Source organism: Thermochromatium tepidum ATCC 43061 (assembly GCF_009664085.1).
Lineage (GTDB): Bacteria > Pseudomonadota > Gammaproteobacteria > Chromatiales > Chromatiaceae > Thermochromatium > Thermochromatium tepidum.
This window is the reverse complement of record NZ_CP039268.1, coordinates 267502-289734: the sequence shown is the minus strand read 5'-3', so window position 1 is coordinate 289734 and position 22233 is coordinate 267502. Positions and strand designations below refer to the sequence as shown.

Here is a 22233-nt window from a genome sequence, read left to right as displayed (position 1 = left end):
AGTTGAAGGATTGTCGAACCAAAGGCTAACGATCTAACCGCGCGAATGATTTGACAATCCTCAATCCGACAAGCCTAGGTCATGCCAGAGGCGTGTCACAGACCCGGATTGGTTCATGGTATAGAAATGCAGACCGGGTGCGCCGCCTTCGAGCAAGCGTTGGCACAGCCTCAGCACCACCTCGTGCCCAAAGGCGCGGAGACTCTCGATGTCATCGCCGAAGCTCTCGAGCCGCCGCCGGATCCAGCGTGGGATCTCGGCCCCGCAGGCATCTGAGAAGCGCGCGAGCTGCGCATAGTTGGTGATCGGCATGATGCCGGGGACGATCGGGATGGTAATCCCGGCCCGCTCACAGCTCTCTACAAAGGCAAAATAGGCATCGGCGTTGTAGAAATATTGGGTGATGGCCCCATCGGCGCCGGCTTCCACCTTGCGTTTGAAGTTTTCCAGGTCGCGCACCGGGGTGCCTGACTGGGGATGGTATTCGGGATAGGCCGCAACCTCGATCCAGAAGGCGTCACCAAACTCGGCGCGCACAAAGCCCACCAACTCGTTGGCATAGCGAAACTCACCGCTGTTGCCGATCCCCATGCCCGAGGGCAGATCGCCGCGCAAGGCCACCAGGCGCCGGATCCCCTGTCCGTGGTAATGGTCCAGGATCTCGCGGATCTGAGCACGCGTCGAACCGATACAGGCCAGATGAGGTGCGGTATCGATCCCCTGGGTGCGCAGCCAGGCGACGGTCTCGAAGGTACCTTCACGGGTTGAACCGCCGGCCCCATAGGTCACGGAGAAATAGGCCGGACCCAGGGCATTGAGCTTGGGAACCTCTTGCTTGAGTCGGTCCATCCCCTCGACGGTCTTGGGGGGAAAGAGCTCGACACTATAGACCCGCTTTGAGGTCGCGGAGGTCGTCATACGGAAGACTCCAAAACGATGATGCCGGTCTGCGCACCGCGGCACACGACCGGCGATCTTCAGGACGACAGGCCCTCAGCCATCAGTAGCGATAATGATCTGGCTTGTACGGTCCTTCGACTGGCACACCGATATAGTCGGCCTGGGCCTGGGTGAGCCGGGTCAGCTTGGCGCCGATCTTGTCCAGATGCAGCCGCGCGACCAACTCGTCCAGATGCTTGGGCAACACATAGACCCCGATCGGATACTGGTTGGTCTTGGTGAAGAGCTCGATCTGAGCCAGCACCTGATTGGTAAAGCTGTTGGACATCACGAAGCTCGGATGACCAGTGGCGCAGCCCAGGTTCACCAGCCTCCCCTTGGCCAACAGGATGAGACGCTTGCCATCAGGGAAGATGACGTGATCGACCTGCGGCTTGATCTCCTCCCAGCGATATTGGGTGAGGCTTGCGACATCGATCTCGTTGTCGAAGTGACCGATGTTGCAGACGATGGCCTGATCCTTCATCGCCGCCATGTGGTCGTGGGTGATGACATTGAGATTGCCGGTGGCGGTGACAAAGATGTCGGCGACCGGGGCGGCGTCCTCCATGGTGACCACCCGATAGCCTTCCATGGATGCCTGGAGGGCGCAGATGGGATCGATCTCGGACACCCATACGGTGGCGCCCAGGCCACGCAGCGACTGACAGCAGCCCTTGCCGACGTCGCCATAGCCACAGACCATGGCGATCTTGCCGGCGATCATGACATCGGTGGCACGCTTGATGCCATCGACCAGTGACTCGCGGCAACCATAGAGATTGTCGAACTTGGATTTGGTGACCGAGTCGTTGACGTTGATCGCAGGGAACAACAGGGTGCCCTGCTTGGCCATCTCATAGAGCCGGTGCACGCCGGTGGTGGTCTCCTCGGTCACGCCCTTGATGGTGGCAGCAATCCGATGCCAATGTTCGCGATCGCACTTAAAGATCCGACTGAACATCCCCAACAACGCCCGCCACTCCTCGCTGTCACCCGGCTGGGGCTGGGGCACGGCGCCGGCCTTCTCGAATTCGACCCCCTTGTGGATCACGAGGGTCGCATCACCCCCGTCGTCGAGGATCATGTTTGGGCCCTGACCGTCTGGCCAATTGAGGACCTGCTCGGTACACCACCAATACTCCTCCAGGGTCTCGCCCTTCCAGGCATAGATGGGGATCCCGCGCGCGGCGAGCGCGGCGGCGGCATGGTCCTGGGTCGAAAAGATGTTGCACGAGCACCAACGCACCTGGGCGCCCAGTTCGACCAGGGTCTCGATCAGCACCGCGGTCTGGATGGTCATATGCAGACTGCCACTGATGCGGGCGCCGGTAAGCGGCTTGGCGTCGGCGTACTTGCGACGGATGGCCATCAGACCGGGCATCTCGGTCTCGGCGATGGCGATCTCACGGCGGCCGAAATCGGCCAATGCAATGTCAGCGACCCTGTAATCGGTGAACTCACTCATGTGAATCAGCCCTCGATAGAACCTGAGTGAGCGCCGTTTGAACAGTGTAGACCCGCTCATCGAGCCTGGCCCGAATCCCTGGATCCGGGTTGCAGCGCTCCTCGGTGAGCGGGGCAAGGCGGGCAGGGTAGCTGTCATCCCCCCGGCCTGAAGGCCGGAGATCCCGGCCACGCCGTACATAAGCCGCCTTGGTTCTCGGCGACAGAGGCATTATAAAACGGCTGCGCGCCCCGATCCTGCCCTAAACGGTGGGGTTTGCCGCGCACCGGGTCAAATCCCAGCCGCTTCGCGCAGCGCCTCGGCCTTGTCGGTACGCTCCCAGGTAAAGCCCGGCTCAGTGCGTCCGAAATGTCCATAAGCCGCCGTGTCCTGATACCTGATCAGTTCGCGGTTGGTCAGCTCGAGCATCCGGATGAGTCCGTAGGGACGCAGATCGAACTGCGCCCGGATCAGCTCGATGATGCGATCCTCGTCGATCTTGTTGGTGCCGAAGGTCTCGATCGAGACCGAGGTCGGCTCGGCGACACCGATGGCATAGGAGATCTGGATCTCGCACTTGTCGGCCAGACCGGCCGCGACGATGTTCTTGGCCACGTAACGCCCGGCATAGGCCGCCGAGCGATCGACCTTGGATGGATCCTTGCCCGAGAAGGCACCGCCGCCATGACGCGCCATACCACCATAGGTATCGACGATGATCTTGCGCCCGGTCAGACCGCAGTCGCCGACCGGCCCGCCGATGACGAACTTGCCGGTGGGGTTGATGTGGTAACGCGTCCCGGCATGGAGCCAACCGGTCGGGGCCAATACCGGCTTGATGATCTCTTCCATCACCCCCTCGTGCAGGTCTGAGTCCCTGACATCCGGGCTGTGTTGGGTCGAGAGCACCACGGCCTCGACCCCGACCGGCTTGCCGTCGCTGTAACGCACGGTGATCTGCGACTTGGCGTCCGGACGCAGCCAGGGCAATGTGCCGTTCTTGCGCACCTCGGCCTGACGCTTGACCAGCCGATGGGCATAATCGATCGGCGCCGGCATCAGGCTTTCGGTCTCATTGGTGGCATAGCCAAACATCAATCCCTGGTCACCGGCGCCCTGGGCCTCCTCGGTTTCGCGATCGACGCCCTGATGGATGTCCTTGGACTGCTCGCCGAGTGCGATCAGCACGCCACAGGTGTGGCCGTCGAATCCGACCTCCGAATTGTCGTACCCGATCCCACAGACCACCCGGCGCACCACACGCTCATAGTCGATCTTGAGATCCGGGTCCGTGACCGTGATCTCGCCGGCCAGCATGACGAAACCGGTCTTGACGAGGGTCTCGCAGGCCACGCGCGCCTTGGGGTGATTGGGGTCGCGGCGGTAGATCTCGTCGAGGACGGCGTCGGAAATCTGATCGGCCATCTTGTCCGGATGGCCTTCGGAAACGGATTCGGAGGTAAAGATGTAGTCCTTGCTCATATCGATCACGAGACCTGAGGTTCGGGGCGCCGGATGGCGCGTTGATGAAGCAAACCATGATAGCGCGTCGATCTGGCGCTTGAAACCGGAGGCATGGCCTGGATGCCAGCGTCCGTCGCCCCATTGTGCGGTGCAAGATTTTGAATTCGGCCAAGTTCCGGTACCATCGCCCAATCATTACGGCATCGAACCAACCGGCGTGGAGGATTTTAATCATGGTGTCGACCGAAACCCCACTCTGCGATTTTGGCGCCCCGGCCCCGGACTTCGCCTTGCCCGGGGTCGACGGACGGATCTGGACCCGCGACCAGTGCAAGGGCGCGCGCGGTCTGCTGGTGATGTTCATCTGCAACCACTGTCCCTATGTGCAGGCGATCCGCGAGCGCTTGGTGCGCGACGCACGCGAGCTGATCGACCTCGGCATCGGCTGCGTGGCCATCAGCTCCAACGACGCCAACGACTATCCCGAGGACTCCTTCGACAACATGAAACGTGTGGCCGAGGAGTTCGCCTTCCCCTTCCCCTATCTCTACGACGAAAGCCAGGCGGTCGCGCGCGCCTATGGTGCCGTCTGTACCCCGGACTTCTTCGGCTATAACGCCGAACTGGGACTCCAGTATCGCGGACGGTTCGACGCCAGCCGCAAGGAGACCGCGCCCCCGGATGTGCGCCGCGATCTGTTCGAGGCCATGAAACAGGTCGCCGAGACCGGACGGGGCCCGACCGAGCAGATTCCAAGCATCGGCTGTTCGATCAAGTGGAAGAAGGACTGAACGACGCCCTTGTCCGATCGAAACCGATCGAACCTGATTCGGAGGACCTTGGCACAGACCTGGTAAAAAGGCTGGTCATTTCAGTCGCCAATTTTTAATATTAGAAAATTAAAAATCGCCATAAAGTCCCCTGGTTCCTCGTGGCCGCCTGTCCACGAACCCATCGCCGATACCGAGCCGTCGGTGGGGCATAGGCGCACCCTTTTCGACCATCGCTAACTCAATTTTCAGGAGGGGCTTCATGTCCTCACGCAGAGAACTCGCCAATGCCATCCGCGCGCTCGCCATGGACGCGGTCCAAAAGGCCAACTCGGGTCATCCGGGCGCGCCCATGGGTATGGCCGACATCGCCGAGGTGTTGTGGAACGACTTCATGCGTCACAACCCGAACAACCCGAAGTGGGTCGACCGCGACCGCTTCGTGTTGTCCAACGGACATGGCTCGATGCTGATCTACGCCCTGCTCCACCTGACCGGCTATGACCTGAGCCTCGAGGATCTCAAACAGTTCCGCCAGCTCCATTCCAAGACCCCCGGCCATCCTGAGTACGGCTATACGCCCGGCGTCGAGACCACCACAGGTCCGCTCGGACAGGGCATCACCAATGCCGTCGGTATGGCGATCGCCGAAAAGGTCCTCGCGGCCCAGTTCAACAGACCAGGTCACACCATCGTCGACCACTACACCTATGTCTTCCTCGGCGACGGCTGCCTGATGGAAGGCCTCTCGCACGAGGCCTGCTCGCTGGCCGGGGCCCTGGGGCTGGGCAAGCTGATCGCGATCTATGACGACAACAACATCTCGATCGACGGCGAGGTGCGCGGTCACGGCGATACGCCCGGCTGGTTCCTCGACGATACGCCCAAGCGCTTCGAGGCCTATGGCTGGCACGTGATCCCCAAGGTCGACGGTCATAACCCAGAGGCGATCAAGTCCGCCATCGCGGAGGCGCGCGCCGTCACCGACAAGCCGAGCCTGATCTGCTGCCAGACCATCATCGGCTATGGTGCGCCGAACAAGCAGGGCAAGGAAGAGTGTCATGGTGCGGCACTGGGCGAGGACGAGGTCGCACTGACCCGCGAGAACCTGGGCTGGCCCCATGCCCCCTTTGTCATCCCGGAGGGCATCTATCAAGGCTGGGACGCTAGGGAACGCGGTGCGGCGGCCGAGGCCGACTGGAACGCCCGCTTTGAGGCCTATGCCAAGGACTATCCCGCCGAGGCCGCCGAGTTCAGGCGCCGCATGGCCGGCGCGCTGCCCGCCGACTGGTCAGAGAAGGCCGATGCCTTCATCAAGTCCGTGGCCGAGAAGGGCGAGAGCATCGCCTCGCGCAAGGCCTCACAAAACGCACTCAACGGCTTCGGTCCCCTGTTGCCCGAACTCATCGGCGGTTCGGCAGACCTGGCCGGCTCCAACCTGACGCTGTGGAAGGGATGCAAGGGCGTCAGCAAGACCGGCGGCGGCAATTACATCTATTACGGCGTGCGCGAGTTCGGCATGTCGGCGATCATGAACGGCATCGCGCTGCACGGCGGTTTCATCCCCTATGGCGGGACCTTCCTCATGTTCTCTGATTATGCACGCAATGCCTTGCGCATGGCGGCGCTGATGAAGGTGCCCTCGATCTTCGTCTACACCCATGACTCCATCGGTCTGGGCGAGGATGGCCCCACCCATCAGCCGATCGAGCAGCTCCCGACCCTGCGGATGATCCCCAACATGAGCGTCTGGCGTCCCTGTGATGCGGTCGAGTCTGCCGTGGCCTGGAAGCTGGCGATCGAACGCAAGGGGACCCCGACCTGCCTGATCTTCTCGCGTCAGAATCTGGCCCATATGCCGCGCACCGAGCAGCAGATCGCCGACATCGCGCGCGGTGGTTACATCCTGCGTGATTGCGCCGGTACCCCAGATGCCATCATCATCGCCACCGGCTCGGAGGTCGAGCTGGCCATGAAGGCCGCCGAGGCCATGAGCGACAAGGCGATCCGCGTGGTCTCCATGCCCTCGACCGACACCTTCGACAAGCAGGACGCGGCCTATAAGGAATCTGTACTGCCCAAGGCCGTCACCGCGCGCGTGGCGGTCGAAGCGGCTGCGACCGACGGCTGGTGGAAATATGTCGGAAGCTCGGGCGCGGTGCTCGGCGTCGACCGCTTCGGCGAATCCGCCCCAGCCGGCGCCTTGTTCAAGGAATTCGGCTTCACGGTCGAGAACCTGGTCGCCACCGTGCGCGGCGTGCTCTAATTTTGATCGAACCGCAAAGGACACAGAGCACACAAGGTTTTTGATGCCTGGCTCAGGCGAGAGCAATCAGACTGTTCGTGGTGTCCTTTGCCCTTGGCTGCCAAAAACAATAACCTCCCTCCATAACGATATTTTCAATACCAGCACTCAACGGAGCCTGAACGCATGACACTCAAGGTTGGCATCAATGGGTTTGGCCGTATCGGTCGCATGGCCCTCCGCGCCATCGTGAAGGACTTCCCGGGCATCGAGGTCGTGGCCATCAACGACCTGCTCGACCCTGACTATCTGGCCTACATGCTCAAATACGACTCGGTCCACGGCAATTTCAAGGGCGACCTGGCGGTCGATGGCCACACCCTGATCGTCAACGGCCAACGCATCCGCCTGACGGCCGAAAAGGACCCAGCCAATCTCAGATGGGACGAGGTCGGCGCCGAACTGATCATCGAATCGACCGGCCTCTTTCTCGATGAGGCCTCGTGCCAAAAACATCTCCAAGCCGGTGCCAAGAAGGTGGTGCAGAGCGCACCCTCCAAGGACGCCACCCCGATGTTCGTCTATGGCGTCAACCACAAGACCTATACCGGTCAGGCCATCGTCTCGGCGGCCTCCTGCACCACCAATTGCCTGGCGCCGGTCGCCAAGGTGCTGCACGATCACTGGGGTATCAAGCGCGGTTTGATGACCACGGTGCACGCCGCCACCGCCACCCAGAAGACGGTCGATGGCCCCTCCATGAAAGACTGGCGCGGCGGTCGCGGGATCCTGGAGAACATCATCCCCTCCTCCACAGGTGCGGCCAAGGCGGTCGGCAAGGTGCTCCCCGACCTCAACGGCAAGCTCACCGGCATGGCCTTCCGGGTACCGACCTCCGACGTCTCGGTCGTCGATCTAACCGTCGAGCTGGCGCAAGCGGCCAAATACGACGAGATCTGCGCTGCGATGCGGGCCGCTACCGAGTCGGGCGACCTGGTCGGCGTGCTGGCTTATACTGACGACAAGGTGGTCTCGACCGATTTCCGGGGCTGTCCCTACCCCTCGGTCTTCGACGCCGAAGCCGGCATCGCGCTCGACCCGACCTTCGTCAAGGTCGTGGCCTGGTACGACAACGAGTACGGTTATACTTGCAATATGCTGCGCCTGGTCGAGCATATCGCTGCCTAACCTGAGGCTATTGGCCCCACCTGGACCAGGCCATCCATACCGGTGGTGGGGCCCTTGGTTCTGATCCGGGAGCGCCCATGAAAGAACTCATCATGCTGATCTTGATCGCGATCGTCGCTGGACTGGGCTATGCCTTCTATCAAGGGCATGCACATAGCGTCACTTTCCACTACAACTGTAATCTAGACATCCCTTGGTACGACGCGATCTTCCTCGATGCTACCCAGTGCCCGCACTCGACTGGACACTGAATGCCATCGATCCAGTCGAGGCGAACCTGCTCCATCCCAGCCTCCCGACGGGTGCCCCCACCGGGCCCTGTCGGGGCGCGGTGTCTCGCTGATGAGCGGGGACGAGCGGGGGCCTGCCCGGGTATGGATCCATCCCCGCAGGTCTCCCGATTTCATGCCCCATGTTCCAGCCCATGTTCCAGAGAGTGATGCGCCAAGCCCCTTGGGGCTTAGCGGATCGCTTTACATCTCAATTCCAGACGAGGAGACAGGACCTATGTCTTTCATCAAGCTCACCGACCTGGATCTGGCTGGTAAGCGGGTGCTGATTCGCTCGGACCTGAATGTCCCGGTCAAGAACGGCCAGGTCACGTCCGATGCCCGCATCATCGCCTCGCTGCCGACCTTTGAGCATTGCCTCAAGGCCGGGGCCAGGGTCATGGTGATGTCGCATCTAGGGCGTCCCGAGGAGGGGGTGTTCTCCGAGGCCGATTCGCTCCAACCCGTCGCCGAGGTGCTTGCCGCCAAGCTCGGTCGCGAGGTCCGGTTGATCCGCGACTATCTGGATAGCCCGCCGACCCTCGCCGAGGGCGAGCTCGTGCTGCTCGAGAACGTGCGTTTCAACAAGGGCGAGGGCAAGGACGATGAAGACCTATCCAAGCAGTACGCCGCACTCTGCGATGTCTTCGTGATGGACGCCTTTGGCACGGCGCACCGCGCCCAGGCCTCGACCCATGGCGTGGGCAAGTTCGCCCCGATCGCCTGCGCCGGTTTGTTGCTGGCCGAGGAACTGGATGCGCTGCAGAAGGCGCTGGCCAACCCGGCCCGCCCCCTGGTCGCCATCGTCGGCGGCTCCAAGGTCTCGACCAAGCTCACAGTGCTTGAGTCGCTGTCCGAGAAGGTCGATCAGCTCGTGGTCGGCGGTGGCATCGCCAATACCTTCCTGGCTGCGGCCGGCCTGCCGATCGGCAAGTCGCTGTGCGAGGAGGACCTGATCCCCACGGCCAAGGCGCTGATGGAGAAGATGGCCGCGCGTGGCGCCTCCATCCCGATCGCCACAGACGTGGTCTGCGGCAAGAAGTTCGACGAAAACGAGCCGGCCGTCGTCAAGGCTGTCGCCGCGGTCGAAGACGACGACATGATCTTCGACATCGGACCCGAGTCGGCCCAGGCACTGGCCGACATCATCGCGCGTGCTGGCACCATCGTCTGGAATGGCCCCGTAGGCGTGTTCGAGTTCGACCAGTTCGGCGAGGGCACCAAGACCCTGGCCCGGGCCATTGCCAACTCATCGGCCTTCAGTCTGGCCGGTGGTGGCGACACCATCGCTGCCATCCAGAAATACGACATCTACGACCAGGTCTCCTACATCTCGACCGCCGGCGGCGCCTTCCTCGAATATCTCGAAGGCAAGACCCTCCCCGCCGTCGCCATGCTCGAAGCCCGGGCAAAGGACTGATTCAGCGGAAGGCTGCCAGCCTTCAGCCGCCGGCCTCTCCAGCATAGAAACGCGCAGAGGCTGAACGCTGAAGGCCGGGGGCTGAACGCTGGAGGCTCAAAAACAATGCCAAGACGCACCAAGATCGTTGCAACCCTGGGACCGGCGACCGATCCGGTCTCGGTCATGGACGAGATCCTCGCCGCCGGAGTGGACGTCGTCCGTCTCAATCTTTCGCATGATTCGCATGACCGTCACCGCGAGCGCGCCCAGCGCATCCGCGAACGCGCCCTGGCCGCTGGGCGTGAAATCGCCGTCCTGGTGGATCTGCAAGGCCCCAAGATCCGCATCGGCAAGTTCACCGAGGGTCGGATCGAGCTGACCAAGGGCGACCGCTTCGTCATCGACACCACCTGCCCGATCGACGCGGGCAATCAAGGGCGTGTCGGCACCACCTATGCCGCCCTGGCCGACGACGTCCGCCATGGCGACATCCTGTTGCTCGACGATGGCGCGATCGAGCTCTGGGTCGATGCGGTCGTCGACGGGCGTATCGAGTGCCAGGTCATCACTGGCGGTATCCTGTCCAACAACAAGGGCATCAACAAAAAGGGCGGCGGGCTCTCGGCACCGGCCCTGACCGACAAGGACAAGGACGATATCCGCTTCGCCGCCGCGATCGACGCCGACTATCTGGCCGTCTCCTTCGTGCGCAACGGCGATGACGTGCGTCTGGCGCGCGAGCTGTTCCAAGAGGCCGGCGGACGCGGCGGGATCATCGCCAAGATCGAGCGCGCCGAGTCGCTCAAGGGCATCGATGACATCATCCATGCCTCCGATGCCATCATGATCGCGCGCGGCGATCTCGGGGTGGAGATCGGCGATGCCGAACTGCCCGCCGTACAGAAACGCCTCATCAGCCGTGCGCGCGAGCTCAACTGCGTGGTCATCACCGCCACCCAGATGATGCAGTCGATGATCGAGAACCCGATCCCGACCCGCGCCGAGGTCTTCGACGTAGCCAATGCGGTGCTCGACGGCACCGACGCCGTGATGCTCTCGGCGGAAAGCTCGATCGGCAAGAATCCGGCCAAGGTGGTCAGTGCACTGCACCGCATCTGTCTGGAAGCGGAAAAAAGCGTCACCCGTTCCGGCCATCGGCTCAACTCGGTATTTGGGCGCGTCGATGAGGCCATCGCCATGGCGGCCATGTACACCGCCAATCATCTGGGCGTGAAGGCGATCGCAGCGCTTACCGAAACCGGCTCGACGGTCAAGTGGATGTCGCGTATCAGCTCCGGCATCCCCATCTACGGCCTGACGCGCTCGGTGCCGACCCGGCGCAAGCTGTGTCTGTTCCGGGGCGTCTATCCGATCAGCTTCGATGTCGCCAGTACCGACATGCACGAGGTCAACCGCGAGGTGATCGAAGAGATGCTACGCCAGGGAACGGTCCAGGACGGCGATCTGGTCATCATCACCAAGGGCGACCGCTCGGGTGTCGAGGGCCAGACCAACATCATGAAGATCATGCGCGTCGGCGAGCATCGGCTCTCAACCGACGATTGAGGATCCGACGGCGCGACCGTATTTGCGCCAACAATGTCCCTTCCAACCACGACCCACGAGGACAACTCATGGCCCTGATCTCACTGCGACAGCTACTCGACCACGCCGCCGAACACGGCTATGGCGTTCCGGCCTTCAACGTCAATAACCTGGAGCAGATGCGCGCCATCATGGAGGCCGCCGATGAGACCGACTCACCGGTCATCGTCCAGGCCTCGGCCGGTGCGCGCAAATATGCTGGGGCGCCCTTCCTGCGCCATCTGATCCTGGCCGCCATCGAGGAGTGGCCGCACATCCCGGTGTGCATGCACCAAGACCATGGCACCTCGCCGGCAGTCTGCCAGCGCTCGATCCAGCTCGGCTTCAGCTCGGTGATGATGGACGGTTCGCTCAAGGAGGATGGCAAGACCCCAGCCAGCTATGACTACAACGTCGAGGTGACTCGTCGTGTAGTCGAGATGGCACACGCCTGTGGTGTCTCGGTTGAGGGTGAGCTGGGCTGTCTGGGTTCGCTCGAAACCGGACAGGCCGGCGAGGAGGATGGCGTCGGCGCCGAGGGTCATCTCGACCACAGCCAGCTCCTGACCGACCCAAACGAGGCCGCCGACTTCGTCAAGAAGACGGGCGTAGACGCCCTGGCCATCGCCATCGGCACCTCGCACGGCGCCTACAAGTTCACCCGGCCCCCGACTGGTGACATCCTCGCCATCGAGCGCATCAAGGAGATCCACGCCCGCATCCCGACCGTACATCTGGTCATGCACGGTTCCTCCTCGGTGCCCCAGGAATGGCTCAAGATCATCAACGACTACGGCGGCGACATGGGCGAGACCTATGGCGTGCCGGTCGAGGAGATCGTCGAGGGCATCAAACACGGCGTGCGCAAGGTCAATATCGACACCGATCTCCGCATGGCCTCGACCGGCGCCATCCGCAAGAATCTGGCCGAGGACCGCAAGAACTTTGACCCACGCAAATATCTCGCTGCCGCCACCCAGGCGATGAAAGAGATCTGCAAGGCACGCTACGAGGCCTTCGGCACCGCCGGTCATGCGAGCAAGATCAAGGTGCTCTCGCTCGAGGCCATGACCAAGCGCTATGCCTCGGGTGAGCTCGATCCCAAGGTCAACTGAGCCTCTCCAACAGGCTCGTGAACTGGGCGCCTGCGGGCGCCCTATTCATAGACCCTCCGCAAGGAAACCCGCGACTTGAGTCGCGGGAGGAATGGCGGGCGCGCGAAGTGCGCCATGTGGTGTATAATACAGTGTGGTCTCCGGGCGCACGCCGACTGCAACGCCAGTCGAAACCTGGCCCGGATTGGCAGCGGAGCCCCGCTGCCAAGGGCGGCTGTAAACACGCCCAATGTTGGGGATGCGGTCAACCATGTTTGCTGCGTCTCACAATAAAGCCTTCGACTTCAGTCGAGGGTTGTTTACTTGGCATTCACTGTGTCGGCATCGACGGCGATCTGCCCTAAGGGACGGTGTTAGGCTGTCACTGCGACTCGATTGCGTCCACCGCGCTTGGCGGTATAGAGCGCGGCGTCTGCCGCCTTGATGAGCGCCTGGAGGGTGGCCTTCTCTGGATCCAGGGTGGCGACCCCGATACTGACCGTAAATCCCAGCTTTCGCCCATCAAAAAGACTGAACGGCGTGGTCGCGAGTCGGGTGCGGAGTCTGTCCATGAGCGCGCCCGCCCGATCCAGGGTCGCCCCTGCCAGCAAAACGGCAAACTCCTCGCCACCGAGCCGTCCGATGACGTCGCTCTCGCGAAAGGAACTGCGCAACAGACTCGCCAGATGGATCAGCGCCTGATCGCCGACCTCATGGCCATAGCTGTCGTTGATGCGCTTGAAGAAATCGATGTCAATCATGGCCAGCGCGATTCCCTGACCATCGCGTAGCGCACTGGCCAGACGCCCCTGGGCCTGCTCTGAAAAACCGCGACGGTTGAGCAGGTTGGTCAGGGGGTCGGTGATTGCCAGCTCGCGCAGGGACGACTCCTTGGCCTTTTGGCTGGTGATGTCGCGCTCGATGGCGGCGAAATGGGTCACCTCGCCCCGCGTATTGCGCAGGGGTACGATCTTGAGTTCGACCCAATATTTCTCCCCACCCTTGGTGTAGTTGAGGATCTGCTCCTGGATCGGGACGCGGTCGATGAGCGCCTGGCGGATACGGCTGCGAGTCGCAGGATCCGTATCTGGTCCCTGGAGAATCCGCGGCGACTGGCCGATCACCTCCTCGGGGGTATAGCCGGTGAGGTCGGTGAAGGCATCATTGACATAGAGGATGCGCGGTCCCTGTCCGACCACGGGGTTAGCCTCGGTCACCACCACCGGATCACTGGCATAGGCGACGATCTGCTCGAAGGGGATGTCCTGCTTCTCGCGGGTGATGTCGATAAAGGTCACCACGACCTTGGTGATCTGCCCGTCTGGGTCGCGTTCGGGATAGGCATTGACCAGAACCCAGGTGATGGCCTCGGAGCGGCTATCGACGATCCCAACGACCTGATTGGTCACCGCCTCACCGCTCGCCAGGACCCGATTGACCGGATACTCCTCCACTGGCAGCAGATGCTTTTCTTCATCGAGGAAACGCCACTCCGGATCCATTGCCACCCTGCCCGAGGCCTGGTCAGCGGTCAGGCGTAGCAGCTCCAGGGCGCGCGGATTGGCATAGAGGATCTCGGTCCCCGGACCATGCACCACCACGCCAGCGTGGAGTGAGTTCAGCAGGGCCGCGGCGTCGATCGCCTCATAGGGCATGAGGGTGTCTGAGGTTTGCATCTAAAAACTCACCGAATCCCAAATCAGATAAACAGGGTGCAGCGCACCGATCGCAATCTATTCCGGCGGCCCCATTGCCCAGCGAACGGAAAGACTGTCGAATGGTACTATTGAGTTGCAAGCCGGACCGGACGGATCACGCGATCCACTCGCCCCACGCCGGATCCCATCGCATCAGGATCGCCTTGCTCGCTGGATGGCCCTCACACGCATGAGACAGATTCGATTCACACAGCTCCTTGTGCCCCCGCTCCTGTGGTCCAGCTCGCTCCTGGCCGAAGAGAGCCCCTTCATCCATGGGCCTGAACCCTTCACGCCATCGAGCGTCAAGCCGGCAACACCCTGGACCGAGGCGCTGACCCGCCTGCCACCACCGCCGGATGAGGCGGATCTGATCGAATTCAGACTCGATGGCCCACCAACCCCCTTTCGCTATTTCATCGACGGACGGAATCTGAGCATCGGCCCCGACGAGGTGGTGCGCTATACCCTGATCGCCCGCCCTGGCAGGGGCACCGACAATCTCTCATTCGAGGGCATCCGCTGTACACCCCGGGGTCGGTATCGGGTCTTTGCCTATGGCACCGACAGCGGATGGATGCCCGTGAACCAAGACTGGCAAGCGCTCGGTCCGGGGGCCGAGCGCTATCGAGTCGAGCTTTGGAGCCAACATTTCTGCATCCCGCGCGCCTTCAAGCCGCGTCCGCTCAATGACATCAAACGCTCGCTCCAGGGCCACATCGCCCCACACCAGAACAGCGGCTTTCTGCCAGACTGAACCGCCGCGCAGGCGCTTGAATGACGACGGTCTGTAGATGCGAATCTTTTGTTGGTCTGACGCGCAAGGCTTTATCATGACCAGCCGCTGATCACGCCCCCACCGAACACCGTCAACCGACCACGGATCACGCCCCATGTCCAATCCGCTCCTCGATCACACTGGTCTGCCCGCCTTCCATCTGATCCGCCCCGAGCACGTCGAGCCGGCCATCGATGCCCGGCTGGCCGAGTGTCGCGCCACCATCGAACGCCTGACGCGCGAGATCGAGGTGCCGACCTGGGAGAACTTTATCGAGCCACTCGACGAGGTCGATGATCGCTTAAACCGCGCCTGGTCACCGGTCGGACACCTCAATGCCGTGCTCAACAGCGAGGCGCTGCGCGCGGCCTATAACGCCTGTCTGCCCAAACTCAGCGAGTACGGTACCGAGGTCGGTCAGAACGAGGCGTTGTTTCGGGCCTATCGCGCGGTCGCGGCCCAGGAGCATCTGGACAGGGCGCAGCGCAAGCTACTGGAGAACGCGCTGCGTGACTTCCATCTCTCGGGCGTGGACCTGCCGCCTGAGCAGAAGACCCGTTACAAGGCGATTAGCCAGGAGCTCGCCCAGCTGACCAGCACCTATTCCGAAAACGTGCTGGATGCGACCAATGCCTGGAGCAAGCATATCGAAGACCCAGCACGACTCGCCGGTCTGCCCGAGTCGTTGCTGGCGCTGGCGCGTCAGAACGCCGAAGGTCAGGGACTGGATGGCTGGATGTTCACGCTCGACATGCCCTATTACCTGCCGGTCATGACCTATGCCGACGACCGCGCGCTGCGCTTCGAGTTCTACCAGGCCTTCGGCACACGCGCCTCGGATCAGGGGCCCCACGCCGGGCGCTGGGACAATACCGAGATCATGGAGCGCATCCTCGCCCTGCGTCACGAGCTGGCCCAATTGCTTGGCTTCGCCAACTATGCCGAGCGCTCGCTCGCGACCAAGATGGCCCGTTCACCCGAGGAGGTCTTTGGGTTTCTCAACGACCTGGCCGCGCGCTCGGTCGGACAGGCACGGCGCGAGCTGGCCGAACTGGAGGCATTCGCGCATGAGCAGCATGGCGTCGAGTCGCTGGAACCCTGGGATATCCCCTATTACTCCGAAAAGCTACGCATCCATCATTACCAGATCAGCCAGGAGGAGCTGCGTCCCTACTTCCCGATCACGCGCGTCCTGTTCGGGCTGTTCGGCGTGGCCGAACGGCTGTTTAGCATCCGGATCCAGGAGGTGCCCGAGTTCGACACCTATCACCCGGACGTGCGTTTCTTCGAGATCCGAGATCCCAGCGGCGCGCTGCGCGCCCAGTTCTATCTCGATCCCTTCGCGCGCCCGAACAAGCGCGGCGGGGCCTGGATGGATGTCTGCACCAATCGGATGCACACCAGCCGCTGTGATCAGATCCCGGTCGCCTATCTGGTCTGCAACTTTAGCCCGCCGGTCGGGGACAGACCCTCGCTCCTGACCCATGACGAGGTATTGACGCTGTTTCACGAGTTCGGGCACGGACTGCATCACATGCTCACGCGCATCGACTATCCGGGTGTGGCCGGGATCAACGGCGTACCCTGGGATGCGGTCGAACTTCCGAGCCAGTTCTTGGAGAATTGGTGTTGGGAGCGCGCGTCGCTGGATCTGTTCGCCGCGCACTGGGAGACCGGCGCCCCGCTGCCCGAAGCGCTCTACAGCCGCATGATCGCGGCCAAGAACTTTCAGTCGGCGATGCAGATGGTGCGGCAGCTCGAGTTTGCGCTGTTCGACTTTAGGCTGCACTACGAATATGACCCAGGACGCGGCGGGCGCATCTATGAGATCCTGGAGTCGGTTCGCGATCAGGTCGCCGTGGTCCGCCCACCCGCCTTCCACCGCTTCGCGCACAGCTTTTCGCACATCTTCGCCGGCGGTTATGCGGCGGGGTACTACAGCTACAAATGGGCCGAGGTGCTCGCGGCGGATGCCTTCTCGCTGTTTGAAGAACGCGGCGTCTTCGATGCCGCGACCGGGCGTTCCTTCCTGGAGAACATCCTAGAGCAAGGCGGCGCGGAGGATGCGATGACGCTGTTCGTGAGGTTTCGCGGACGCGAGCCGCAGATCGATGCGCTGTTGCGCCATTCGGGCATCGTTACCGAAGCGGCTTAATGAGGGGTCTCGAACCAGGATGCAATACCGCGATCTGCGCGACTTCATCGATCAGCTCGAACAGCGCGACGAGCTGCACCGCGTCACGCTCGAGGTCGATCCCGATCTGGAGATCACTGAGATCTGTGACCGCACCCTCCGTGCGGGCGGTCCGGCGCTGTTGTTCGAGCGACCCAGGGGCTCGAACATCCCATTGCTCGCCAACCTGTTCGGAACACCCAAGCGGGTCGCGCTCGGCATGGGCGAGGAGTCGGTCGAAGCCTTGCGCGAGGTCGGGCAACTCCTTGCGTTCCTCAAGGAACCCGATCCGCCCAGGGGACTGAAGCAGACCTGGGAGACGCTGCCGATCTTTAAGAAGGTGCTCGATATGGCGCCCAGGGTACGGCGCAATCCGGCCTGTCAGGAGGTCTCACTGAGCGGTCTGGAGGTCGATCTGGGTCGGCTGCCGATCCAACGCTGCTGGCCGGGCGATGTCGCCCGGCTCATCACCTGGGGACTGGTGATCACGCGCGGTCCGGAGAAGCCGCGCCACAACCTCGGCATCTATCGGATGCAGGTACTTGGACCCAACCGGGTCATCATGCGCTGGCTGTCGCATCGCGGCGGGGCGCTCGACTATCGCGACTGGAAACGTGCCAATCCGGGTAAACCCTTTCCGGTCGCGGTGGCGCTAGGTGCCGACCCGGCGACCCTGCTGGCCGCGGTGACGCCAGTGCCCGATACCCTGTCTGAATATGCCTTCGCCGGTCTGCTGCGCGGCAGTCGCACTGAGCTTGCAGCCTGTCTGGAATCCGACCTCCAGGTTCCGGCCAACGCCGAGATCGTGCTCGAAGGCCATATCTACCCGGACGACACGGCCCCTGAGGGGCCCTTCGGTGACCACACGGGCTATTACAACGAGGTCGAGACCTTCCCGGTGTTCACCATCGAGCGCATGACCCATCGACGCGATCCCATCTATCACAGCACCTACACCGGGCGCCCGCCCGATGAGCCGGCCGTGTTAGGCGTGGCCCTGAATGAGGTGTTCATACCCCTCCTGCGCAAGCAGTTCCCCGAGATCCAGGACTTCTATCTGCCGCCTGAGGGCTGTTCCTACCGGCTCGCCGTGGTCAGCATCCGCAAGCAATATCCGGGACACGCCAAACGGGTGATGCTGGGTGTGTGGTCGTTTCTGCGTCAGTTCATGTACACCAAGTTCGTGATCGTGGTCGATGAGGACGTCAATACCCGTAACTGGAGCGATGTCATCTGGGCCCTGACCACGCGCATGGACCCGGCACGCGACACCCTGCTGATCGAGAACACGCCGATCGACTATCTGGATTTCGCCTCGCCCGTTTCAGGTCTAGGGTCGAAGATCGGCCTCGACGCCACCAACAAGTGGCCGGGCGAGACGACACGCGAATGGGGCCGCCCGATCCGCATGGACGAGGGCGTGCGCGAACGGGTTGACCGGATCTGGGGGGCATTAGGAATCAGGCTCGAACCGCGCCCGGACTGACGCGGTTCAAGATCGATCAATAACGGCCACTCCCTCCGCGGGGGCGCTCGGCGCGCGGTCTGGCCTCGTTGACGGTCAGTTTGCGCCCCTTCATCTCGGTTTCGTTCAGGGCCTTGATGGCCGCATCGGCCTCGGCCTTGTTGGGCATGTCGACGAAACCGAATCCCTTCGACTGACCCGAGAACTTGTCCCTGATCACCTCGGCGGCGACCAGCTCGCCGAACTGGCTAAAGACGCTCCTTAGCTCGTCGTCGTTTACGCTATAGGGCAGGTTGCCTACGTAGATCCTCATCGCTGCTGTCTCTCGCGCTCATCATGGAGGTGTGTGTCGATCAATCGATACCGTCACGGCCGACACACAGGTTGCCGCGACAGTCGTTGAAGAGATCCAGCCCCTTCGGATGAGACAAAGAAGCTGTAAATGTGTGTATCGGAGACAGAGCGGGTGATCAACCGGATGAGCACCCCGGGGTGGACAATAGGCCGATTTTAGGAGTGGGGCAGTCGAACCGCCGATCGGATAGGCTGGATACGAGGCGACGCCTGGCCAGTGCAAACCCCGATTCCCGGAAGAATGCTTGAATGCTCGCGTGGCTGATTGGGATCCTGGCCTCGGCCGCCGATTGCAGTTTGGATAAAAACTAGTAGATGTGCGCCCTTGCGTCAACTTTGGTTCGTGCCGAGGCTCAAGCCCTGCTGGCAGGTCGAACCCTTATCGAAGCGCCTGTGCCAAACCCTCGGCTAGGGTCGGATACCGCAACTCGATACCCAGTTCCTCGCGCAGACGGCGATTGGACAGCCGGCGCGATTCGCTCATATAGCCCAGCATGCCCTCGGATAGATGGGTGGTGGCCTCGGCCAGACTGATCAGCGGCGGCTGAGGCAGGCCGGCGGCCTTGGCGACCTGGATAAAATAATCGGTCATGGTGGTCGGATGGCCATCGCTGACGTTGAAGATGGCGCCGGGGCGCCCGCGTTCCATGGCCGCGACACAGACTGCGACTAGATCATCGACATGGATCCGGTTGCTGTAGGGCGCCTCTTCGGGACGCACCAGGGGCAGACCATGCCTCAGGCGCTCCAGCGGCAGGCGCCCAGGGCCATAGATACCGGCCACTCGCAGCACGATCAGCTCACCGCCCTGGTCGCGGCTCCAGCCGCGCAGCGCGTCTTCGGCATCCAGACGTCTGAGCGAACGTTCCAGGGTTGGACGCGTCGGCCAGTCCTCATCGATCCAGGCACCGGCGCAGTCGCCATAGACGCCTGTGGTGCTGATATAGACGAGGCGGCGTGGATGACCGGCCTGGTCGAAGGACTGGATCAAACGGCGCGTATAGAGATCCTCGCGTCCTTGAGAGGGCGGTGGCGCCAGATGGAACAGACGTGCGCCGGCGAGCGCGCAGGGGATGGGATCGTCTCCGGACAGATCGAGGCGCATGGCAGGGATGCCGGCGGCGGCCAAACGCTCCAGCCCGTCCCGACTCCGAACCAAACCAATGACGGATTCACCCGCGTCGAGGTATTGGCGTGCCAAACGCTCGCCCACATAGCCACAGCCTACAATCACAATGTCTGACATGAGTTTGCTTCCGCGTAAACAACCCTCGATTGAAGTCGAAGGCTTTATTGTGAGACACAGCAAACATGGTTGACCGCATCCCCAACATTGGGCGTGTTTACAGCCGCCCTTGGCAGCGGGGCTCCGCTGCCAATCCGGGCCAGGTTTCGACTGGCGTTGCAGTCGGCGTGCGCCCGGAGACCACACTGTATTATACACCACATGGTGCGCTTCGCGCACCCGCCATTCCTCCCGCGACTCAAGTCGCGGGTTTCCTTGCGGAGGGTCTATGAATTTCAACATCCAGATCCTACCTGCTGGCCCAAGCTTCGAGTCCGATCCAGGCGAGACCCTGCTTAAGGCCGCGCTGCGCCAGGGGATCGACCTACCCAACGGTTGTCGCAGCGGCTATTGTGGCGCCTGTGCGATCACGCTCAAGAGTGGCGTCATCGACTCTCCCAGTGGAGAGATCGAGGCACTCCACGGCCGACCGGCTGGTACCTGCTTGACCTGTCAGGCCGTGGCGCGGTCCAACTTGATCATCGAACTTACGCCGCCGTCTGCGCTCAGATTCTGAACGCGCTGGGCAGGAGGGTTCGGCTTGGGCATACTGATTCTGCGCCTTCGCGTCACAGCAGACCGGGTGGTCCAAAGACCTATAACCGCTTGTCCCCAACCGAACTCGTCCAAAGGGCGCCGCCTCAGCTTGTCCTCTTGAGGCGGTGTCGGTACTGGAGCCGATCGATGTATCCCAGAGTACGCCTCTTGATCGCTGGTTCGCTGGCATTCCTCCTGGGGGCCTGTGCTGCCACAGGTCCGGTCTCCTCGGTCTGGATCCAGCCGGGTCAGACACCCAGACAGTATGAGCGCCTGGTGGTCTTCGGCGTGACCAACAACCCGAAGGTCAGGCGCGCCTACGAAGACAATTTCGTCAAGCGGCTCCAGACGCTCGGTATCACCACCTGGGCTTCACACGAGCTGGTGTCGGATCGCCAGCTGGGTCGCTTGGCACGGATGACCGAAGGCTATGCGAAGGTCAAGGCCGATGGTGTCCTCATCACCCATCTGGTGACCGACGAGTCAGCCAGCACCCAGCCGGCGGCGCGGATTGGCTCGGTGCCGGATCACGATCATCACCTGATCGGCTATTTCAGCCGGGTCTATGACGAGGTCTCCACCCCTGGATATTACAGCGATCCCAAGGCGTTGCGGCTCGAGACCAACCTCTATGACGCCAAGCAAGAACGGCTGGTGTGGTCGGGTCGTTCCCAGCCGCTCGACCCCAACTCGGAGCACACCACACTCAGCCAGGTGATCGACGAGGTGATCGCTCAGATGCAACGGGACGGCCTTTTGCCGAACCGTCCGCTAGAGCAACGAACCTCCGAATAGCGCGATCAATGCCTGTAGGATGGACTCGTCGTCGGCACGCTCGGCCACCCGGATGGTCTGGAAGCCCAGATCACGCGCGGTCTGAGCGGTGCGTTCGGCGATCACGACCAGGGGCGTCTCCAGGAGTGGCGCTCGTCCCGCTTCGCCCAAGAGCGCAACCAGATTGAGCAAGATCTCATCGCTGGTCACCGTCACCAGATGGACCTCATGCCTCCAGCGGGCCAACACCTGGGTCGGGTCGACCTCGGGTCGCACGCGCCGATAGACCTCGGCGTAGTACACCTCGGCCCCGCGCTCGCTCAGGGTCCGGGCGAAGAGCTCGCGCCCGCCAACACCGCGCACGATCAAGACCCTGCGACCACGCATGTCAGAGAGTTCCGGCATCTCAAGCAGCGCCTCGCTCTCGTAACGCCCATTCGGGACCAGATCGGGCGCCCGTCCAGCCGCGGCGAGCGCGCGTGCCGTGCCGCGCCCGACCGCTGCGACCCATTTCACCCCTGGCCAGGTGCCAGTGCCGACCAGGGCCAGTGCCTGCTCGACCGCATTGGGACTGACGAAATACATCAGATCCCAGGGCTCACCCAGGAGCGCCTTGGCCCTCGGGTCGTGGGTCGGCGCGATGGCGATGGTCGGAAAACGGATGGCGCGCCCGCCCGCCGCCTCGATCAGGCGGCACAGCGGTTCAGCCTGACCGGCAGGGCGGGTCACCAGCACGCCACGACCGGCGAGATCGACGGCCCTGATCAT

Annotated in this window: 19 protein-coding genes and 1 riboswitch; of the genes, 12 read left to right on the top strand and 7 right to left on the bottom strand. The window is 62.6% G+C overall.

What is annotated here, in order from left to right; translation table 11 throughout:
• Window positions 1-60: 60 nt before the first annotated feature.
• The 3 genes from metF to metK form a co-directional block, all read right to left on the bottom strand.
• A complete protein-coding gene (gene metF / locus E6P07_RS01340) occupies window positions 61-918 on the bottom strand; it encodes a methylenetetrahydrofolate reductase [NAD(P)H] (protein WP_153973955.1) in 858 nt (285 codons plus the stop codon).
• A gap of 82 nt (window positions 919-1000) precedes the next feature.
• Window positions 1001-2407 carry an adenosylhomocysteinase gene (ahcY, locus tag E6P07_RS01335; RefSeq protein ID WP_153973954.1) on the bottom strand — a complete coding sequence of 469 codons (1407 nt, stop codon included), beginning with the start codon at window positions 2405-2407 and terminating at the stop codon, window positions 1001-1003.
• Window positions 2408-2428: 21 nt separating this feature from the next.
• Window positions 2429-2516, bottom strand: a riboswitch (S-adenosyl-L-homocysteine riboswitch).
• A 161-nt stretch (window positions 2517-2677) separates the two neighbouring features.
• Window positions 2678-3868 (bottom strand): methionine adenosyltransferase, encoded by a 1191-nt coding sequence (metK, locus tag E6P07_RS01330; RefSeq protein ID WP_153973953.1) that lies wholly within the window; start codon window positions 3866-3868, stop codon window positions 2678-2680.
• Between the two features lie 215 nt (window positions 3869-4083).
• Here metK and E6P07_RS01325 point away from each other — a divergent pair, with 215 nt between their 5' ends.
• From E6P07_RS01325 to fba, 7 genes are all read left to right on the top strand, one after another.
• Window positions 4084-4641: a thioredoxin family protein gene (locus E6P07_RS01325; RefSeq protein ID WP_153973952.1), complete on the top strand. Its 558-nt coding sequence runs from the start codon at window positions 4084-4086 to the stop codon at window positions 4639-4641.
• Between the two features lie 241 nt (window positions 4642-4882).
• On the top strand, window positions 4883-6886 hold the full coding sequence (tkt, locus tag E6P07_RS01320) for a transketolase (RefSeq protein ID WP_153973951.1): 2004 nt from the start codon (window positions 4883-4885) through the stop codon (window positions 6884-6886).
• Window positions 6887-7051: 165 nt separating this feature from the next.
• Complete coding sequence (gene gap / locus E6P07_RS01315) at window positions 7052-8053, top strand: type I glyceraldehyde-3-phosphate dehydrogenase (RefSeq protein WP_153973950.1); 1002 nt, start codon at window positions 7052-7054, stop codon at window positions 8051-8053.
• 77 nt (window positions 8054-8130) lie between these two features.
• Window positions 8131-8304 carry a hypothetical protein gene (locus tag E6P07_RS01310; RefSeq protein WP_153973949.1) on the top strand — a complete coding sequence of 58 codons (174 nt, stop codon included), beginning with the start codon at window positions 8131-8133 and terminating at the stop codon, window positions 8302-8304.
• 256 nt (window positions 8305-8560) lie between these two features.
• Window positions 8561-9742, top strand: a complete 1182-nt coding sequence (locus E6P07_RS01305) for a phosphoglycerate kinase (protein ID WP_153973948.1) — start codon at window positions 8561-8563, stop codon at window positions 9740-9742.
• Between the two features lie 105 nt (window positions 9743-9847).
• Window positions 9848-11290 (top strand): pyruvate kinase, encoded by a 1443-nt coding sequence (pyk, locus tag E6P07_RS01300; RefSeq protein ID WP_153973947.1) that lies wholly within the window; start codon window positions 9848-9850, stop codon window positions 11288-11290.
• A 68-nt stretch (window positions 11291-11358) separates the two neighbouring features.
• Window positions 11359-12423, top strand: coding sequence for a class II fructose-bisphosphate aldolase (gene fba / locus E6P07_RS01295; protein WP_153973946.1), 1065 nt, complete (start codon window positions 11359-11361; stop codon window positions 12421-12423).
• Window positions 12424-12776: 353 nt separating this feature from the next.
• On the opposite strand, the gene E6P07_RS01290 is transcribed toward fba, so the two are convergent.
• Window positions 12777-14078, bottom strand: a complete 1302-nt coding sequence (locus tag E6P07_RS01290) for a sensor domain-containing diguanylate cyclase (RefSeq protein WP_153973945.1) — start codon at window positions 14076-14078, stop codon at window positions 12777-12779.
• Window positions 14079-14289: 211 nt separating this feature from the next.
• On the opposite strand from E6P07_RS01290, the gene E6P07_RS01285 reads away from it, so the two are divergent.
• The 3 genes from E6P07_RS01285 to ubiD all read left to right on the top strand — a co-directional run bounded on the left by E6P07_RS01285 (window position 14290) and on the right by ubiD (window position 18536).
• On the top strand, window positions 14290-14856 hold the full coding sequence (locus E6P07_RS01285; protein WP_170286777.1) for a CNP1-like family protein: 567 nt from the start codon (window positions 14290-14292) through the stop codon (window positions 14854-14856).
• A 136-nt stretch (window positions 14857-14992) separates the two neighbouring features.
• On the top strand, window positions 14993-17032 hold the full coding sequence (prlC, locus tag E6P07_RS01280; RefSeq protein WP_153973943.1) for an oligopeptidase A: 2040 nt from the start codon (window positions 14993-14995) through the stop codon (window positions 17030-17032).
• A 19-nt stretch (window positions 17033-17051) separates the two neighbouring features.
• Window positions 17052-18536, top strand: a complete 1485-nt coding sequence (gene ubiD / locus E6P07_RS01275) for a 4-hydroxy-3-polyprenylbenzoate decarboxylase (RefSeq protein ID WP_153973942.1) — start codon at window positions 17052-17054, stop codon at window positions 18534-18536.
• 16 nt (window positions 18537-18552) lie between these two features.
• Here the strand turns inward: ubiD and E6P07_RS01270 are convergent, their stop codons facing one another.
• Together E6P07_RS01270 and E6P07_RS01265 are read right to left on the bottom strand one after the other, a co-directional pair.
• Window positions 18553-18828 (bottom strand): RNA recognition motif domain-containing protein, encoded by a 276-nt coding sequence (locus E6P07_RS01270; RefSeq protein WP_153973941.1) that lies wholly within the window; start codon window positions 18826-18828, stop codon window positions 18553-18555.
• Window positions 18829-19248: 420 nt separating this feature from the next.
• The gene (locus tag E6P07_RS01265; protein WP_153973940.1) at window positions 19249-20115 is read right to left on the bottom strand and encodes an SDR family oxidoreductase; all 867 of its coding nucleotides are present in this window, start codon (window positions 20113-20115) and stop codon (window positions 19249-19251) included.
• A gap of 268 nt (window positions 20116-20383) precedes the next feature.
• Between E6P07_RS01265 and E6P07_RS01260 the strand changes: the two genes are divergently transcribed.
• Window positions 20384-20671: a 2Fe-2S iron-sulfur cluster-binding protein gene (locus E6P07_RS01260; RefSeq protein WP_153973939.1), complete on the top strand. Its 288-nt coding sequence runs from the start codon at window positions 20384-20386 to the stop codon at window positions 20669-20671.
• A 167-nt stretch (window positions 20672-20838) separates the two neighbouring features.
• Window positions 20839-21486: a hypothetical protein gene (locus tag E6P07_RS01255; RefSeq protein WP_153973938.1), complete on the top strand. Its 648-nt coding sequence runs from the start codon at window positions 20839-20841 to the stop codon at window positions 21484-21486.
• On the opposite strand, the gene E6P07_RS01250 is transcribed toward E6P07_RS01255, so the two are convergent.
• Complete coding sequence (locus E6P07_RS01250; protein ID WP_153973937.1) at window positions 21463-22233, bottom strand: uroporphyrinogen-III synthase; 771 nt, start codon at window positions 22231-22233, stop codon at window positions 21463-21465. The genes E6P07_RS01255 and E6P07_RS01250 overlap by 24 nt on opposite strands.